Source organism: Endozoicomonas sp. 2B-B, from assembly GCF_053470045.1.
Genome location: NZ_JBLZMU010000001.1, coordinates 2202010 through 2219616, shown reverse-complemented (window position 1 = coordinate 2219616; position 17607 = coordinate 2202010). Strand labels below are relative to the sequence as shown.

The following is a 17607-nucleotide window of genomic DNA, read 5'->3' as shown; positions in this document are numbered from 1 at the left end:
ATTCTACAGGTTCTCTGACCCTATACTCAGATCATGAAAATGCACTTCTAGACTGATCAGATAAGCGCTAAAAACCGGTTAGGTGCGATGGAGCAGTCAAACAATCATAAAGCCAGAGCAATAAACAGCCCTGAGCCTGGAGAACAGGGATTTTCATTAATTGAACTGATGATCACTCTGTTGATCGCTGCGATTATTGTTGCCATGGGACTGCCACAACTGAGAGAAATGTCTAACTCCATCCGTTTCTCAAACATTCAGCAAAACCTGCTGTCAAACCTGCTTTACACCCGCAGTGAAGCCGTTAAAACCGGCAGCGATACCATTGCCTGTGCATCCACCGACGGGACCACCTGCGCAGCAGACCCAACCCTCTGGAGTCAAGGCTGGATCATTTTCACCGATGAAAACAGTAACGGCCTATTTGATGCAGGAGTCGATACCTTGAGACGTTCCCAGACAACAGATTCCATCGCCTCAATCACCTGGAGCAACAGCACTCCAATCGTGTTTGAGGGAGATGGCACTGTCAATAACACCAGTTCAGGCAGCTTTCTTATTTGCGACAGCCTGACAACATCGAAGGTCGCCAGAGGTATCACCATTAACCTGTCTGGTCGGGTGCGCTCAACTGACTCGGTGGTCTGTCCATGAGTTCAAATCGCTCTCAGGCAGGTATGACTCTGGTGGAAGTTCTGATCACAGTGGTCATTCTGGCCTCTGGCCTTTTGGGAATGGCTGCTTTACAAACCCGAAGCATCAGTTACAACAATATTGCCTACTTCAACTCTCTGTCCAACATTCTTGCTTACGACATGCTCGACAGGATCAAAGCCAACCCGGTCTATGCCCTGAATGGGCCCGGTTATTCGGCCAGTGTCGGCAATGTGCCCGCAGCCTATCCCGATGATTGCGACACAGCAAATTGCACACCTGCAGAGCTGGCCCGCTATGACGTAGCCCAGTGGAAGTTCATTCTCGACACTCAGCTCCCTGATTCAGATGGCTCAATTGTCAAAACCGATACACCAGAGGGTCGGAACTACACCATCACAGTTTTTTTTGATGACAGCAAAGGTCAACAGCCCCGCCGTCAGGTAATTCTCAGGAGCACGCTATAAACCATGAACAGCCCCAGGCAAAAAGGACTCAGCCTGATTGAACTGATGATTTCGATGTTATTGGGTATTTTCATCATTACCTCGGTCACTCAGGTTTTTCTTAGCAGCAATAACTCCAATCGCTTGAACTTTCAGTTGGGGCTAATGCAGGAAGCGGCCAGAATTGCTGTCAACTCCATCTCCAATGACGTCCGTGTCGCTGGCTACACAGGCTGTAATACCGATGCTTCAATCGGTAATGCCCTGCTTCAAAACAGCGCTACCCATGAATGGCTGACTGCTGAACAACCGACACAGGGGATGAATCTTTCTGACACGCAGTCAAAGATGGACGCTCAGGCCACTTCAGAAAGCCTGTTGATCTTCAAAGCCAATCCCGACACTGTTTTTGCTATAACCAACCATGACACATCCACATCCACCCTGACACTGGACCGCAACATTGGTTCGACCCTGTCGGCCGGCGGTGCTGCGGTGATAACCCGTCAGGACTGCTCTCAGGTAGCCCTGATAGCCCTGAGTTCCATCGGCGGCAGTACCGTAACCCATACCACCAGCGGTGTCGGCGATTTCAAGAATTGTGTCGCTCAACTCAAGGGCAGTTTTCGCTGCTATGACGGCTCGACGCCTTCCGGCGCTCTGTCATTCAATCCCGGTTATTTGAAGCCTCTGGAATCTGTGGGTTATTTTGTGAAACCGGATAACGGCCTGCCTACCCTGTTCCGAAAAGAAGCAGGCAATGCCTCAGCACTGGCCATAGTGGACGGCATTGAGGATATTCGAATTCATTACGGCCTGGACACAGATAACGACGGGGTCACTAATCGCTATATCAGCGCCGGTGATCGCAGTTTTCGCCATGCTGACTGGCTGCAAACCACCGCCATCCGAATTCATCTGCTGACGCGCAGTGAAACCGAAATCCTCCCTGTTCCAGCACCTCCGCCTGCGCCCCCGAGAACCTATCTTTTCGATGGTCAACAAGTCACTCAGTCGGATCGCTTCTTACGCAAGGAATATGTCATGACCATGGCCCTGAGAAACAGTGGATAATCATGAGTCATATCAGACGACGTCACGATGAAGACGGAACCGCTCTGCTCTACACCATGATTTTTTTTACACTCATGGTGATGGCGACTCTGACGGCGGTTCAATTCTCAAGCCTTGAGCAAAGAATGTCAGCCAGCTACCGGACTCATCAGACCGCTTTTATCGCTGCGGAAACCGCACTGCTGGAAGCCGAACGCTGTATCAAAAGCCAGAGCAGTTGCAACGATATCAACACGTTCGCCAGCGATTGCAGTAATGGCCTGTGCTTCAATGGCTCTGACCGTAACAGCATTATCAGCTGTCGGGCCGGGAATGCCAGCCCCTGGAAAAGTGCCGCCCTCTGGGCTGATGCCAGCAAAACCATTGCTGCCACCAGTTTGCCTTCAGGAACCTCAGCCCGCTATACGGTGGAATTCCTCTGCTACATTCCAAGAGTCTTGTTTGGGGTCACCCCCAACCCCGCCAACCCTTCCGACTGGTCAAAGCTTTACCGTGTAACCGTGCTTTCTTCGGTCGATAACCTCAATAGTCAGGTCATGTTGCAGTCCACCTACAAACGGTGAACCAGAAGAAAAAGGATTTCACAGTGTTCGTGTTAAAAGGGATAAGGATTTCACAGTGTTCGTGTTAAAAGGGATCAGTCCGTCTGCGCTTTTTGCAGCCAGAAAACAGCCTTTATCTCTGTTTTCGCTAAAAATCTGTTTATTGACATTCCTGCTCCAGCCCCTTTTCCTGCAACAGGCCATCGCAGCCGCCTCGGACTATGCTGCAACGCCCAACCAGGGCAGCACCTTTTCACCGCCTCTGGTTATGCTGGCGATGCCAGTGGATCAGCAACTCTTTCAAAGAGCTTATTCAGACTACATCGATCTCGATGACGATGGCCTGATCGATTCAACTTACAAGGACGACTTTGATTACATCGGTTACTTTGACAGTAACTGGTGCTACGCATACAGCAGCTCGGACAAGATGTACCAACCCGTATTGCCAGCTACGGGTAGCAATCAACATTTCTGCCAGGACGCCTCAGCCCCATGGAGTGGTAACTTTATGAACTGGGTGTCCATGTCCAGAATGGAAATACTGAGAGTCATTCTCTACGGTGGACATCGGTCAACGGACTCTGCCACACAGACAGTGCTTAGAAGGTCTTCCCTCTCTACAAACCTCAGTGGTGCTTTTGCCAAAGTTTATTCCGGTGCAGACATTGATAAATACACTCCGTATTCATCGCCGGTTTCTTTTTGCAGTCTCTGGGCTGGAGCACCGTCACTGAGAATCGCAGCGGGTCAGTTTCCTCGCTGGGCCACTACAGAAATCAACCAATGTCAGTGGGGAAATGCATTCAGTCCTGCCAGAAGTGCTGAACTGGCGACCCACACTGTCCAGGTAGAAGCTTGTGTCTCGGGCAAAGATGGCAATAATACCGGGCGTTGCAAACAGTACTCCAGCGGTGTTCCCAAGCCCGTTGGCCTGCTCCAAGGCTATGGCGAAGAAAATCAGATTCAATTTGGTCTTATTACCGGAAGTTATGGTCGCAACAGCTCAGGTGGTCTGTTGCGGCGCAATATCAGACAATTTGCAGGTAATACCGATCCAAATGAGGATGAGATCAATCTATCCAATGGCACCTTTAATACCAGTGTTCAGGGTATTATTCACAATATCGATGCCATTGGTTTGACCGCATGGCGTAACCCGATTTCAGAAATTTATCTTGAGGCCATCAGGTATTTCTCGGGAAGCAACGCAGGTTCTTCTGACTTCAGCACCTCAGACGCCGGACGGGGCATGACCAACGAAGCCTGGGTGACACCCATGACTCAGGCCAATGACTGCGCCAGCTGTGCCATCATTCTTATATCCAGTGGCACCAATGTGTATGACCTGGATGATTTAGACAATAGCATCTCTGATGTCACAGGCATGAGCAATATCAATGACCTGATTAACATAACCGACGATCTCGGTGACATTGAATACAATGGCAACCTCTCAGGTAATTATTATTACGGTGGCAGTAACAACCTTTGCACAGCAAAGTCCCTGTCTAATCTTTCAGATGCCGTCGGTATCTGCCCTGAAGCTCCGAACAAAGAAGGGGGTTACGCAGTTTCGGGTCTGGCTTATCACGCTCAAACAACAGACCTGAGAACCGATCTTGATGGTATCCAGAATATTAAGACCTATACCATTCAACTGGCTGACAGCCTTCCCTCCCTTAGCGCCAGTGTCAACAACAGGACCGTCAGCTTCCAACCGATCAGTTCCAGCGGCTCTTTCCGTGACCTTGTGGTTGATGAGCAGACGGCAGACGGCAAAAAAGGAAAATACACGTTTATCTGGGAAGATTGCCAGGAAGGCTGTGACAATGATTATGACGCCAGCTCCAGTATTGCCTATTGCCTTGGTAATGCCTGCTCACCCGCCATCACCGGCAATCAGATTCAGGTCACGTCCCGTTTCGAAGGGAAGTTTTCTAATGGAGGTTACACTTTTTCCCACAGTATTTTTGGTACCAATGATGATGGTATAGCGTCACCCTACGCCTTTGGCCCCGGTGGTGGAGCTGCCCAGGGTCCCGGAACGCCAGTGACTCACACCTATGTGGCGACTGGCACGGCATCGGGTATTTTGCCCAAGCCACTGAGGCTGGCAGCAAAATATGGAGGCTTCAACGACCTGGATAATGACGGTACACCCAATCATGATGCCAATGGTGATGGAGTGCCTGACAATGATTCCAGAGAGTGGGATATCAGAAATAACGCAACAGGTGAACTGGGCGCCGACAATATTCCCGACAATTTTTTTCTGGCGAGCAATCCATCTTTGTTACGAACCCAGCTGGAGCTGGTTTTTAAGGACATCGCCAGCCGTATATCTTCCGGTGCCAGTGCTGCGCTGGTTTCTAACAGTGCCAGCGGTGCAGGCTCGGCTATTCAGGGGCTATTCCGCCCCAAAATAACGGTCAATAACCTTGAAATCAGTTGGGTTGGACTGCTGCACAGTTTATTTGTTGATACCAGAGGTCACTTCCGGGAAGACTCCAATGGTAACCGGACGCTGGATGACTATTCGACTGACCGGGTTGTGACCTTGTCTTTTGACCCCATCAGAAATTCTACTGTTATTCAACGTTATACCTCTTCTGATAACGGTGTAACACTGACGCCTGATGGCAGTACCGCGGATTTGACTTCACTGAAACCTGTCTGGGATGCTCGTGAACGTTTGACGGAAATCAACAACATTACCAGTCAAAGAAACTATACGGCGCTGACCAACACTGGCCGTCATATCCTGACCTGGCTGGATGCCAATAATAATGGCCGTGTCGATGTCGGTGAGGAACAGCCTTTTGTCTCTGCCACCTTCACAGGCAGCAACGGCGACTATTTGGGTGTGAACGCATCGGAATCGGATAAGCTGGTTAAATTCATTCGTGGCGAAGACCAGACGGGTTATCGCTCCCGCTCTGTGGATATCGACAATGATGGCGACCTGGAAGTATGGCGTCTGGGCGACATCATTCACTCCAATCCTGTCGCCGTGTCGAAACCGGAAGGATATTACTCTGACAGCAAACCTTTCAACGGCAACGACTCAACCTTTATCGATTTTCTGAAACACTACGAAAACCGCCGCCAGGTCGTGTATCTCGGTGCCAACGATGGCATGATCCATGCCTTCAATGCCGGTTTCTGGGACAAAGACAATCAGCGCTTTGACCTGAATCATGATCCCTCAGAAACTCAGCACCCTCTGGGTGGAGAACTCTGGGCATACACACCGATGAATTTATTGCCCCATCTTCGCTGGCTGTCAGAACCGGATTATCCCCATGTTTATTACATGGATGGCGAACCTTTGATTTTTGATGCCAATATTTTCACCCCGGATGTTGACCACCCCAAAGGTTGGGGAACCGTACTGATCATGGGAATGCGACTGGGCGGCGGGCCGATTGACGCTTCAGTCAATAGTGTGACCCGGACCATGCGTTCTGCCTACGTCATGCTGGATATTACTAATCCGGAAAAGCCTCCCAAACTGATGGCAGAAATTACTCATCCGGAGCTGGGTTTTACCACAGGCCGACCCGTGGTGATACAACGGCGAAAACCCAACGCTTCCGGAGACTATAATTTCCCCACCGAAAACAACTGGTATCTGGCCTTTGGCTCAGGTCCGACGGGCACAGGATCCAGCGGTATACGACAAGCTCTGGGCGATGCCACCAGTGACCAGAATATGAAAGTGTTTGTCTATGACCTGAAAAACAAAAACTTTCTCAGCGCTTTTAACCCGATGGACAGTGGTATCGCACAGGCTTATGCCGGCAACATGGCCACCGTGGACTGGGATCAGGATTACTATGACGATGCCATCTACTTTGGCAGTGTAGAAACCGCAGGCAATCTCAGTGGCGAACTGCTAAGGATCAACCTGGCAGACCCACTGGCTGCTAATTGGACACTGGGCACCTTAACCCGCCCACAGCGCCCTGTTACCGCCCGCCCTACGGCAGTAACCAACAGCGATAATGAGCGTTGGGTCTTTGTCGGTACGGGTCGTGAGTTGACCCGGGCAGACAGTCAGGATACTCAGCAGGAATTCTTTTTTGGCGTAAAAGAGCCCAGGCTCGGTGATGTATTCTCTTATGGCACAGTGCCTTTTGCCAGCCTGATTGATACCACGGATATTCAAGTGGAAGCCGATGGTGACCTGAAATCCGGCTTTACCGTATCGCCGGGTACGACAGTGAGTAACTTTGAGTCCCTGCGCAACACCCTGACCACCGAAGCCGGTTGGAAAAACCGACTGATCCATGACGGCAAAGATCCCAGCGGTAAAAGTGTTAGCTCGCCGGCCAATGCTTTTGCCCTGCTGCTGTTCACCGAATACCAACCACCTGCTGATCAGTGTCTGGTGGATGGCACCAGCTTTCTAAATGCTTTGCACTATCAGACCGGCACGGCAATACCCGCCAGTATCCAGCAAGTGCTGACTCCGGGTGGTTTCACTGACGATACGGTATCGGAAAAGAAAATCAGCCTGGGAGCAGGTCTGGCACCGGCTCCGTTAGTCCACCAGGGCATTGATGGCAAAACCAGCATTATTATCCAGGGCGGTGCCGGTAATATTTCCAGCACCGATCTGGAATACACACTGACAGATGATGGCCGACAATCCTGGCGACAGATATTTAATATCCCCAAGTAGGAAGGCTATAGCGTAAACGGCCATGTGCCAGAAGAAATAATTCTAAGGAGCTGAGTTATGAATAACGAGCCAGTGCCTACTATAGGCAATGGATTCAGTCTGATCGAGCTGATGATCGTCGTTGCTATCATCGGCATTATTGTTGCGGTTGCCATTCCATCCTATCAGCAATATGTCTTTGAAAGTCGCAGGACAGACGCCCATATCGCCCTGACGACGGCGGCCGCAGAACAGGAGAAGTTCTACACCTACGACAATGCTTATACTACTGATATCAACAATCTTGGTGGAGCTACTTCTCCGGACGGGCACTACACCATCGCCGTAACGGCCACCAATACCACCTATACCCTGACAGCCACAGCAAACAGCAGCAGCAACCAATTTGAAGATGCAGACTGTCGAACCATCACCTTAAATCAACTTGGGGTCAAAGCCGGTTTTGACAGTGCCGGGACAGCGTTTTCAGAATGTTGGTGAACCGGAAAGAGCTATTGCCAGGAACCGAGTGGCGTTCGTGTACCACGACTATTGATGGTCAGGTTACCGTCCGGGGCCTGAACACCCTGAGGGGTCGCAGTCAGTAATACACACTGTGAAATAGTCATAGAAGAACACGCAGCTGCACTGATTAAGTAATGACCATTCTCGGACACCACTTCATTGGCACCATTGATGGCATAGCCCAATTTTGAGAGATCAGTAGTATAAGCCAGTTGTTCGGTAAAATAGCGTTCCTGCTGCTGCATAATCGTCAACAGGGACGATATGCCTTCGCTGCGTCGGGAATGCATGACATGTTCGTTGTACGACGGGACAATGATTGCAGCGAGAATACCGATGATGGCCACCACGATAATAATTTCCAGTAGTGTAAATCCCTTTACCTTTCTCACTGTTTTTCCCTCCAGAACGTTTTGTGGAAAGGTATCGAACCCGCTTCCCTGAGAATATCCTGAAAACACTCCCCACCCACACAGATATCTGCGCCTTGACTGCTACGGTTAAGAATGACGGGCGCTGGCGTCAAGGTATCATAGCGTAGCTGTCTCTTGCGGTCGCCTTTAACAACCTGACTATTGCCATCAAGATCAACCACTGCACTGGCATTATCAATGTTCAACACATAAAGAAAGCTGCTACCCCCGCCACCAGGCGCATAGGTAGTCAGGGTCAGGACATTATTGAACACAGTGGGCCTGCCCAGCAGCTTTTCTCCAGACACCTCAAAGCGGATATACCAGCCTTTCAAGCTACCCAAAGAACTGCGGGCCGTTGCCCGCTGAACCCCATTCCCCTGCTGTACAAGGTTGGCCGTGGCATCGTAGAGCGCTGATTCATCAATGACTGAACCATTGTTGTAGTTATAACTGGCAGGAGCGTCGTAAATGTTGGGATCCCTGAATACATAAAGCCGATCATTGACCTGAGTCCCCAGAGGTTTCGCCCTGAAACCACTGCCTACGACAATGTTCAAATGATCAACCGATCTTGACAGCGAAACATCCGGCCTTTCATAAAACCGTCGGGCATCGGCACTGGAGCTGCCAGAGAAGTTGGCAATTCGCCCTCCCGTGGCGAAGTTCCAGGCTCCGCTGTTATTCTGGTTAACATCGAATCGCCAGACCTGACCGCCAATGTCCACCGCAAAAAAGTAATCCGTCAGCCCATCGTTGTCGATGTCAATGACCGCAAGATCAGCAGGAATACTGTAATCCATATCCGACAGGTTCAGGTTGGTACCGCTGTTACCGGCAGACCAGAGCTTCTGGCCTGTTTCGGCATCCACCATATAGATGGCCCGGCCGATGTCATTATTGCCGATCGTCGTCTGTTCATCAGCATCCTGATCGTAGCCAGCACCAAATAACAGCACTTGTCTGTCAGAACCATTAAAACGAACCTTTGCCAGCGTTGGGGCTGACCAGGTCTGGCCCAATTCAGGAAAATCAGGGTTATTTGCAATGCTATCTGCCTGATTGTCCCTGTCCTGGTCCCCTCGAATCACCCATTTCAATACCGGACTGTTCCTTTCAGTAACATCAAGAGCGTAGATATTACTGCCGCCGCGCCTCATGGTGAGATAAAGATAGACATGCTCTCCAGAATCGGGACTGCCATTATTAGTCTGAAGCACATCGCCATCACCGTTGGCATCATCGATCCATACCGTCATCGGGCCATCCATGCCATAGGGCTTGGGCGGCTTACTCACAGGGGGAGGCGGTATCTGAGGGGTGCTCCTGAGCCTGCAGCTCTGATCAAGGAGGACATCACCAAACTTAAAGCGATACTCACAAAACTCAGGCTCTAAACAGGTTTGCGGGGGCACAGAAAGAGAATAATTATAGTAACAGTCACCGTCCGACTTTGGTATGCTATTTTTAAGACGGCAACTCTGTGTATGATGAAGATCTAAAAAACGATACTGATAACTGCACCAATACTCGGGAATGCATTTACCGGGTATTTGGTAGTCCCAGACACAACCCGCATCGGAAGATGGGCCGCTATAGTGGTCCCCCCCCCCTACCAGATTATCTTTGTAGAGTTTAAGGTTAACGAGCAACTCTTTAGGAATAAATGAGAACTCGGTGCTGCCATTAGCGGTATTTACACCGTGTAAAAAGCCGTCGTTGGTGGTGAAATAGACAGTTCGATCCACCACTGAGCCAACACTGTTCTTATAATAGGTGATCACTTTTGGCTGGGTATGAAGTGGATCACCAATACTGGTTCGATTGTCCGTAATGGAACCGTCACTGTCTTCGTCGTCAACATCAACCCCTCTGGCCCACTTGAGAACATTGGTGCGGTTCGTTGCCGACCCACTCCCGGACAAAGCCAGAAGCCCGGTGGTAATCCTTGAATTATTCTCACTGACACGATTACCCGAAACACTCAGGATGAGATTGTTACCAGTGATAATATTGGAAACCACCAGCCGATTTTGACTCAAATGAGCAGCCATCCCGCCATTAGTAACATTGCTGCCATCATTAGCGTTTCCCCAAAAGCTTTTGGAAGCGCTGGTAAAAAACCCGGTGGATGAATCGATAGCCAGATTACCATTGGCATCATAAACCTTATTATCCGAACCCACCCGGTAACGTTTGAGGTTGCCGCGCCAGCTGGGGCCATTAACAGATCGCAGCACGATATAATAGAGCTCATCAGAGCTTTGGAGAGCGTTTGCAGCATCACTGACCGATGCGGGTGCCGCAAACCCCAGAGTATCAATCTGGCCATTATTGTATGCATTGATCAGAAGATCCGTGTCGTCAGAGTTTACCTCTGAAAGACACAGCAGACTGAGAAACAATGTAAGAAGTAGATGATGCATCAAAGGGGAAATCCTCTGTCACGCGCTCTTACTTCTCCATCGGCAGCACAGCCTTCAGATTGATTCAAAGTGTGGTCACGTAGATGAAGCCCAGAGTCTGACTGGATTGTGCGCCTGCCTTGACCAAAGTAGCGACACTATCAATTTCGAACATTAACCCCATGTATTTCCCCAGGCTGTAACCCGGAGGTGGTGGTACCTCACCGATATATCGGAGCGTGGCAGTCTGGCAGATTTGAGTGTGGTTAGAACAACCTGTCTGATCCTGTACAATGGTAAGGCTGACATCAGCGGCCCTGGCATCCATTAAAACACTGGGGTTGTCGATAAGGTATTTATATTGTCCATCCAACTCACTGTACGCTACCTGATAGACCTGTAATCCTTTCTGCTCATTGCTGACCGCCATTTCTTCAAAAATAGCCATTTCCATAACAAACAAACCCGAAAATAGCATCACCAGCATAATGATCATGGTCATAAGCATGATCGCACCTTGCTGCCTGGCTCTGTGAATAGACCTCATACTAGAATCCGGCGTTGTTAAGTTTATAGGCTGTGGTAAAGACATATCGGGGGCGTCCATCGTTAAGGGTCAAAGTGCCACTCTCCAGGATGTTATACGTCCGTGTTCGCTTTTCAAATGACCGAGTCTGCTGACCAGAATTCACAAGTACACCCAATCTGATACTTCTGACATCCCGCCAGTCGCTGACCGTACTGGCCGACAGATACTGATGTACATTATTTGTATTATTGTGGGTAACGCCATAAAGAGCCTGGAGGCGTTCAACACCAGTGATCACAGCCCTGGCTGCACCTCTGGCTATAGAGTTTGCCGGGTTGTAGCCCCGGCAGAACAGGGTATCAATATTATTATTTGCCGGATCAGGAGCCACATAGTAAACATTGGCCGTCAGCTCGTTCGCCGGAACGGTGTTGCCTGCACAATCTTCACTGTTCTGAGGTAGAAACTGGACAGCCACCTGATCACTGTTGTTACCGCCACCATCAAATGTACATTGCGCAGCGCTGCCACATCTGCCAGTAAAGAATGGCAGCACCAGACTATTCACTTCATCGCTGTAGCCTGCCTGTCTTACAGCACGACCCAGCAAATACAGTGTATGCCGCCCATTTTCCTGTGCCAGGGCAAGATCTTCCTGAAAATAAGTAGAACGACTGCTGTTCAACATCAGTTTTAAAAAGGTGCTGCTGACTAACAAACCAATCACAAGTGCCAGCATCAGTTCAATCAGCGACAGTCCTTGCTGTCGGAATAAGGATTTTCTGATCATTACCGTAGATATTTCAGAGTCAGTGATTTCTGAGCCAGAAACAAACTACCAATGCCGCCTCTGGCTTCCCATTCAAGGGTTATCGACACCGTTGCACCAGAATTACAGGGGCTGGCTGAACAGCTGACAGTCATCTGCTGGTCGGATAGTCTGGCATTTCGGCACATGAGATCATGAACATCAAAATCAGCCATTTCATCAGCCGTGCAGGTGTTGGCAAGGCATTGTCTGGGAGCAGGCCCGGCACAATAGGATGAGAGATTACTGCTGGCGGTCTGGGCTCTACTCTGGTAACGGCCTGACTGCACCCCCTGAACATTCACCTTCATACGTTCAGACATCTCATTCGCCAGCCAGAGCGCCTGAGAACGTTGCAGGCTGTCTTGAGTTGCTCTGGTGGCCTGAGCCTGCATTCCCGCCATCCCAAGAATGCCTACCATAAAAATCACCACACTTATCAACACTTCTATGAGACCAAAGCCTTTCTCTTTGCTCTGTGGAACCTTTCTGTACGTCTTTGTATGTGCTTTTAAGTGTGCTTCCATCAACAATTACCTGTGGAAGAAGATTTTCGAATTTGTCCAGTCGTTGTGACCGATACGGTTTTAATTGGAGTGCCCAATCCTCCCGTGGGACAAACTCTGATAGTTCGCACCACTGAAGGGCTGCCCCTGGGGGTAAATGTCAATGTGTTACCGGCATTCAGATTAATCGTGACATCACTGTCAATTTCTCCGTATACCCTGATAACGTCCTCACCCGTATCAACCGAACTGTTATTGTTGGGATTAGTGAAAACCATCCAGCCTGCTTTCCAGTTGCTGCCTGAAGTATCGCAACTTGTGCCGTTTTTGCTTCGACAGAGACTGATATTCACGCCTCTTTTTATCGCCTCACTGCGAGCCACCACCACACTACTGAAAATACGTTGATTGTAAAAATCCAATCGAAACGATTGCACAAGCGAATCCAGGGACACCGTTATGGAACTAATGATGCCGACCAAAAGAATGGTGATCATCATCTCGATAAGGGTCAGCCCTTTCACAAGCCCGGGCCGGGTAATTGCGAAGCGATGCCTGAACACAACCTACTTCCTTTGCTGAATGACACTCCAACTATAGGAAAAAAAGCAAGACCAGAGATTCAGGGAATGACAGTCGGCTTATCCAGGTGTGAGCCGGATAGCACCTGATAAAAAAGGCTTCAAAGAATTGACACGAATCGGGAGATTAAGGGCTTCCCCGGGGAATGCCAAAGATCTGTCTCCATGACATTCTGCCCGAGGTTTGTGAATTCAGTTCGTGATTGCTGATACCGCCTCCGGCTTCCTGATGGATAACGAAAGACGATGTAACCCAGCTCCAGTTTGACTCTTTTTATGGAAAGGTCACGTCCCGGATTAGAAAGCAGCCGAATACGTCAAACTGACCAGCTCAGAGCCATCACCCTGACCGCTATAGTTATAATTCAGCCCCAACTTGCCATTGCCCAATTCCATAACGGCGCCCAGATTAGCCGTAGCAAAGCCACCTTCATCCACATAGGCTCCAGGCAAGTTGTACTGCCCAAAATTCAGATTGGTATTGGTGACGTTAATGCTCTCAAAGCCACCTTCCTGCTCATCGGTATGATACATCTCGGCGTTGAAGGCAATAGTATCCGTGAGCTGCATACTACCCATAAAACCGGCACGCAGCTGCATGCTTTCTGTGGATTGATTCCCCCATTTGTAATTGGAAATTTCTCCGCCACTCTCGGTATAACCGTTAACAGAAGCATGAATGGCTTGTAATCCGAGAACGGGACCAAAAACAAACTGCGACGATTCATCAAGCAGGTTATAGCCAGCCAGAAGATCCAGACCAACAGCATGGCCTTCGGTATCCCCTTTGGCAGTATAAGACTGCGAACCTATATTGAAATCACGCGCAAGATCTGCATAGTCCATATTGGTATAACCCAGTGCACCTTCTAAAAACCAGGCACCTTCACGATAACCATAAAGAATATTCAGACCATAATTGTTTGCCTCAAACGATGAACCATCGACGTCCAGCTCATTCTGTCCCAGAGTAACAGCAATACCCAAAAAATGGTTGTCATCCAGGCCTTTGATCAATCCCACAGTGGATGAATAACGATCATCGTCAGGACTTAAGCCGCCATCCAGCTCATTGGCACCCGCAGCGCCACTGATAAACCAGCCACTTTTTACATCCTTCCAGCGGGACTGACGCATTTCATTGGTAACTGCACTGAATTGACTGCGAGCTGCACTCAAGCCCATCTGCGGTAACAACCCCACTTTTCTGGGGGCTATAATGATATCCGCCATGTAATCTGCAGCCAGAGCATGGGTTTTGCCGGTGGGGTGCAAAAAATCATTAAAAATCAGGCTGTCAGGGTCCGGAGCAGTGCCATCAACCCCATAGACCGGATGCTCGAAGCATGAGGTTGAAAGACCAGTACTGCCCGCCAAACCATTGTCATAACAGGTGTACACCTGATCGATTGCAGCGCCGGTAACAGCTGCATCCACGCCTGAGGCAAAGCCAAATTGATCAGCATCCCTGACAATAAGATTAATGAAACCCTGAAAATCTACCGGTATGACATTGGCACCGGTTTGGTTGACAAAAATTTCAAGCGCCTGATTGTAACCGGCAGCGGCAGTACTTGCCGCAGTGGCCTGAGCCGGATCACTCAGAGCAGCCAGTTGTGTAAGCGGAATCCGCCCCATATCAGGCAAATTTGCCAACATAATATAGTTGGCACCAGCAGCACTCAGAGCACCCACCGCTGTAGCCATATTCTGGGCTGATGCCTGAATCGCAGCCGCTTGATCGGGCGCGCTCGACCATGTTCCCCGTAAATCATTCCCCCCACCATCGAGCAAGTAAAGTGCATTTCCAGAGGCCGAAGGGTTATCAATCAAGTAAGAATTAAAATTGCTTCCTCCACTGACCGTAACAGTATTTGCATCATCCTGAAGGGCAACCCCACCAACAATAGAATCCAGAACATCGGCGGTTTGATAGCCCCCGACTGCATAGTTATTACCGCCATTGGCAAGAGTATCAATATCCAATCCCAGGGCCTTAGCCAGCAATTCAGTCGCTATGACTCCGCCATCATTTGTCGCATAAGACAGGTTGCCTGTATCCAGCAAGCTGTCACCAAACACGTAAAAGTCACTGAAGGGCTGCTCGGCCTGAGCACCAAAAGATACGACTGCAGCCACAGCCGCAGATAGAATTTTCCGCTTCATCTTCTTTCCTTATTATTATTGTGATGATTTTTATATGCAGTATTGTGAGGCTATTTTTATCACTGCGACCAGAATTTAGCAATCAGTCATTAATAATCGGCATATGCCGCCGACTCACTTTTCCTGATTTTCTCAAGCAGCTAGCTCATCAGTCTTTATTGTCTTTCTTTGAACTTTTTTTGGATTTAAAGGTCAAAATATACTCAAGGAACACAATACTTCAGGGATTAAGTATATGAATATATCGCAGTCTGGAGCCTTCAATGGCCCCACCATCGGAAATGAGCCCTACTCGCTACAGGACAGCGTTGCCAGACTGCCTGGCAGCAACAACGCGGCAGAGGTTTATTTACCAGCTAATCGCGAACATCACTACACGGGTTCAGAGCAACCTGTTGTACAGCGCAAGGTTTCTAACCTTGCCCTCTTTGACGGGCCTGGCCCAGTATCCGCTTCAGGTCATGATATTTACCTGACGCCACTGTCCACAGCTGTACATCTTCGGGAAACGCTGCAGAACCTTATCAAAACATTGCATTATCAAAAAATAACCATCGAAAAGTCTGACGTTAAAGAACCGGAAAACCAGATTGAAGAAACGAAGGAGGATGATAAAACCGATGAGGCACTCAATATTTTTATCGGTTTTATATTATACAAGGAGGGCCTCCAGGAAGACCGTGGTTTTTTTGCAAGAGAACAAAATCGATATTTGCCAGACCAGACAATCGAAGCCAGACGGGTTACTGAGATCTGTGATGTCCTGAAGAAAATATTTCAAGAGCATTCAGAAGGAGTAAAATCTAACGAGAACTATTTTAAACATGAAGGTCTTAATTATGATCTCTCTGAAATGCTGATTGATTATCTTGCGGAAACCGGTTATATCCCAGTCTGGAAGAATTGCGATAATATACCCTGGGCTCTTCGCAGGGAACTGTTTGAATTTTTTGAAACTATCCTGTCACATTACGGCAAGTTTTCCGAGCTAATCGCTATATTTGGTTTTATTTACAAACATGAATCCCATTTTATTGAGATTGCCAAAGCTTCTGCTGACAGTCTCAATAATAATTTGTTGTCGTGTGTTTTACGCATCGATGATGACCTGCGCGAAACATTCAACAAATCGATAATGAAAGAAATATTTGAACGACGCTATATGCATGTTATTGACAACCTGTTTGCCAAAAAGTCTGAATTCGTGGGGAGCAGCGGGTATCCATTGATGAGTCCATGCCTTAAATTTGGAAAAGAGTTCGAATACTATATTAACACTTTATCGGGCTCAAAAAGTGAAGCGAGGCGTAAAGCCCTGTTTCCTCTTGGAGAGCACCTTGAAGAGCAGGGCTTTAAGTTCCTTGGTTGGATTGAACCATACAAGAGGCGGTATACCCTGAACAGTGATTTTGAGATTACCTCGTTTGTGGATACAGTTGAGTGTCTTGAGATAAACTGCAAGCCATACCACTTAGATGATAAACAAGCCCATGACTGCTTTAAAAAGGTGATTAGTGCGATTAACTTCATGCGCAACAATAGGGTCATCAGTTATAGCTCCGGGCACAAACATGTTGATGTGTTGAGCGCAACGGGCGGTGATCCCGCAATTATCATGGCAATCGAATGTGAATTACAAAACAACCCCTATTTACTCAGATTTTTCGGTAATGAAAAACGGATTGTCTCAGATAGCGAGGCGCAATGGCATAAAACATTCAGTGATTTTGAGAAGCTGAAGGATATCGCGATAGTCAGGATGAATCAAATGATTGCCCATTACAATACGAGACTAATGGATGGGGATTATTGCAGCAGCAATTTGCAAGGAGCAACCGATGAAGAAAAAATGGAAAACCTGAAACAGTTTACTGGTTTTTACAGTCGATTTGTTCAGATGACCGACTTTCAGCATATGACCGGGAAATGGAGGTGTATGCCATGTGAAGAAGATGATGCACTTGCAGGTGCTGCAGAAAAGTACATGGCGATCTCGTTATTACATATCAACGGAACAGCTGCCATCAATGCACTTCCAACAATGGAATTCCGTTTTTTCCGCTGTCCGAAAACAGCTGAAGAGGTACAACTGGTCAATGAATTCTTGCAGGCCTGGTTTCAATATATCCACCAGTGTCGGCGTGACAATATACCTCTGGAACCCGTTCCTGCTGACATCAAGGCATCCAAAGATTATTCCCCTGAAGAAGTGCGAAGCTATGGTCTTGCCTATCTCGAAAAAATAGGTCTGGATTCACGACGTTATCTGGTCTTTATGGATGCAGAATAATG

The 17607-nt window shown here is 48.6% G+C and carries 14 protein-coding genes; 7 read left to right on the top strand and 7 right to left on the bottom strand.

The window, feature by feature from the left end; translation table 11 throughout:
- Positions 1-87 precede the first annotated feature (87 nt).
- The 6 genes from ACOMHB_RS09015 to ACOMHB_RS08990 are packed head-to-tail and all read left to right on the top strand — an operon-like array spanning position 88 to position 7883.
- On the top strand, positions 88-654 hold the full coding sequence (locus ACOMHB_RS09015) for a GspH/FimT family pseudopilin (protein ID WP_448216355.1): 567 nt from the start codon (positions 88-90) through the stop codon (positions 652-654).
- The gene (pilV, locus tag ACOMHB_RS09010) at positions 651-1121 is read left to right on the top strand and encodes a type IV pilus modification protein PilV (protein ID WP_448216354.1); all 471 of its coding nucleotides are present in this window, start codon (positions 651-653) and stop codon (positions 1119-1121) included. Before ACOMHB_RS09015 ends, pilV (ACOMHB_RS09010) begins: the two co-directional genes overlap by 4 nt.
- Before the next feature lie 3 nt (positions 1122-1124).
- Positions 1125-2174 (top strand): PilW family protein, encoded by a 1050-nt coding sequence (locus ACOMHB_RS09005; RefSeq protein ID WP_448216353.1) that lies wholly within the window; start codon positions 1125-1127, stop codon positions 2172-2174.
- A gap of 2 nt (positions 2175-2176) precedes the next feature.
- On the top strand, positions 2177-2737 hold the full coding sequence (locus ACOMHB_RS09000; RefSeq protein ID WP_448216352.1) for a pilus assembly PilX family protein: 561 nt from the start codon (positions 2177-2179) through the stop codon (positions 2735-2737).
- Between the two features lie 55 nt (positions 2738-2792).
- Positions 2793-7403 carry a pilus assembly protein gene (locus tag ACOMHB_RS08995; RefSeq protein ID WP_448216351.1) on the top strand — a complete coding sequence of 1537 codons (4611 nt, stop codon included), beginning with the start codon at positions 2793-2795 and terminating at the stop codon, positions 7401-7403.
- A 57-nt stretch (positions 7404-7460) separates the two neighbouring features.
- Positions 7461-7883 carry a type IV pilin protein gene (locus ACOMHB_RS08990; RefSeq protein WP_448216350.1) on the top strand — a complete coding sequence of 141 codons (423 nt, stop codon included), beginning with the start codon at positions 7461-7463 and terminating at the stop codon, positions 7881-7883.
- A gap of 11 nt (positions 7884-7894) precedes the next feature.
- Here the strand turns inward: ACOMHB_RS08990 and ACOMHB_RS08985 are convergent, their stop codons facing one another.
- The 7 genes from ACOMHB_RS08985 to ACOMHB_RS08955 form a co-directional block, all read right to left on the bottom strand.
- Complete coding sequence (locus tag ACOMHB_RS08985; protein WP_422132959.1) at positions 7895-8299, bottom strand: type IV pilin protein; 405 nt, start codon at positions 8297-8299, stop codon at positions 7895-7897.
- Entirely contained in the window at positions 8296-10746 is a 2451-nt protein-coding gene (locus ACOMHB_RS08980) for a pilus assembly protein (RefSeq protein WP_448216349.1), read from the bottom strand. Before ACOMHB_RS08980 ends, ACOMHB_RS08985 begins: the two co-directional genes overlap by 4 nt.
- A 64-nt stretch (positions 10747-10810) precedes the next feature.
- The gene (locus ACOMHB_RS08975) at positions 10811-11272 is read right to left on the bottom strand and encodes a hypothetical protein (RefSeq protein WP_448216348.1); all 462 of its coding nucleotides are present in this window, start codon (positions 11270-11272) and stop codon (positions 10811-10813) included.
- Between the two features lies 1 nt (position 11273).
- Positions 11274-12044: a PilW family protein gene (locus ACOMHB_RS08970; protein ID WP_448216347.1), complete on the bottom strand. Its 771-nt coding sequence runs from the start codon at positions 12042-12044 to the stop codon at positions 11274-11276.
- Positions 12044-12589, bottom strand: coding sequence for a type IV pilus modification protein PilV (gene pilV, locus ACOMHB_RS08965; RefSeq protein ID WP_422132955.1), 546 nt, complete (start codon positions 12587-12589; stop codon positions 12044-12046). The genes ACOMHB_RS08970 and pilV (ACOMHB_RS08965) overlap by 1 nt, the downstream gene beginning before the upstream one ends.
- Positions 12589-13131 (bottom strand): GspH/FimT family pseudopilin, encoded by a 543-nt coding sequence (locus tag ACOMHB_RS08960; RefSeq protein ID WP_422132954.1) that lies wholly within the window; start codon positions 13129-13131, stop codon positions 12589-12591. The genes pilV (ACOMHB_RS08965) and ACOMHB_RS08960 overlap by 1 nt, the downstream gene beginning before the upstream one ends.
- A 315-nt stretch (positions 13132-13446) precedes the next feature.
- A complete protein-coding gene (locus ACOMHB_RS08955) occupies positions 13447-15315 on the bottom strand; it encodes an autotransporter domain-containing protein (RefSeq protein ID WP_448216346.1) in 1869 nt (622 codons plus the stop codon).
- A gap of 235 nt (positions 15316-15550) precedes the next feature.
- Between ACOMHB_RS08955 and ACOMHB_RS08950 the strand changes: the two genes are divergently transcribed.
- Positions 15551-17605 carry a hypothetical protein gene (locus tag ACOMHB_RS08950; protein ID WP_448216345.1) on the top strand — a complete coding sequence of 685 codons (2055 nt, stop codon included), beginning with the start codon at positions 15551-15553 and terminating at the stop codon, positions 17603-17605.
- Positions 17606-17607 lie beyond the last annotated feature (2 nt).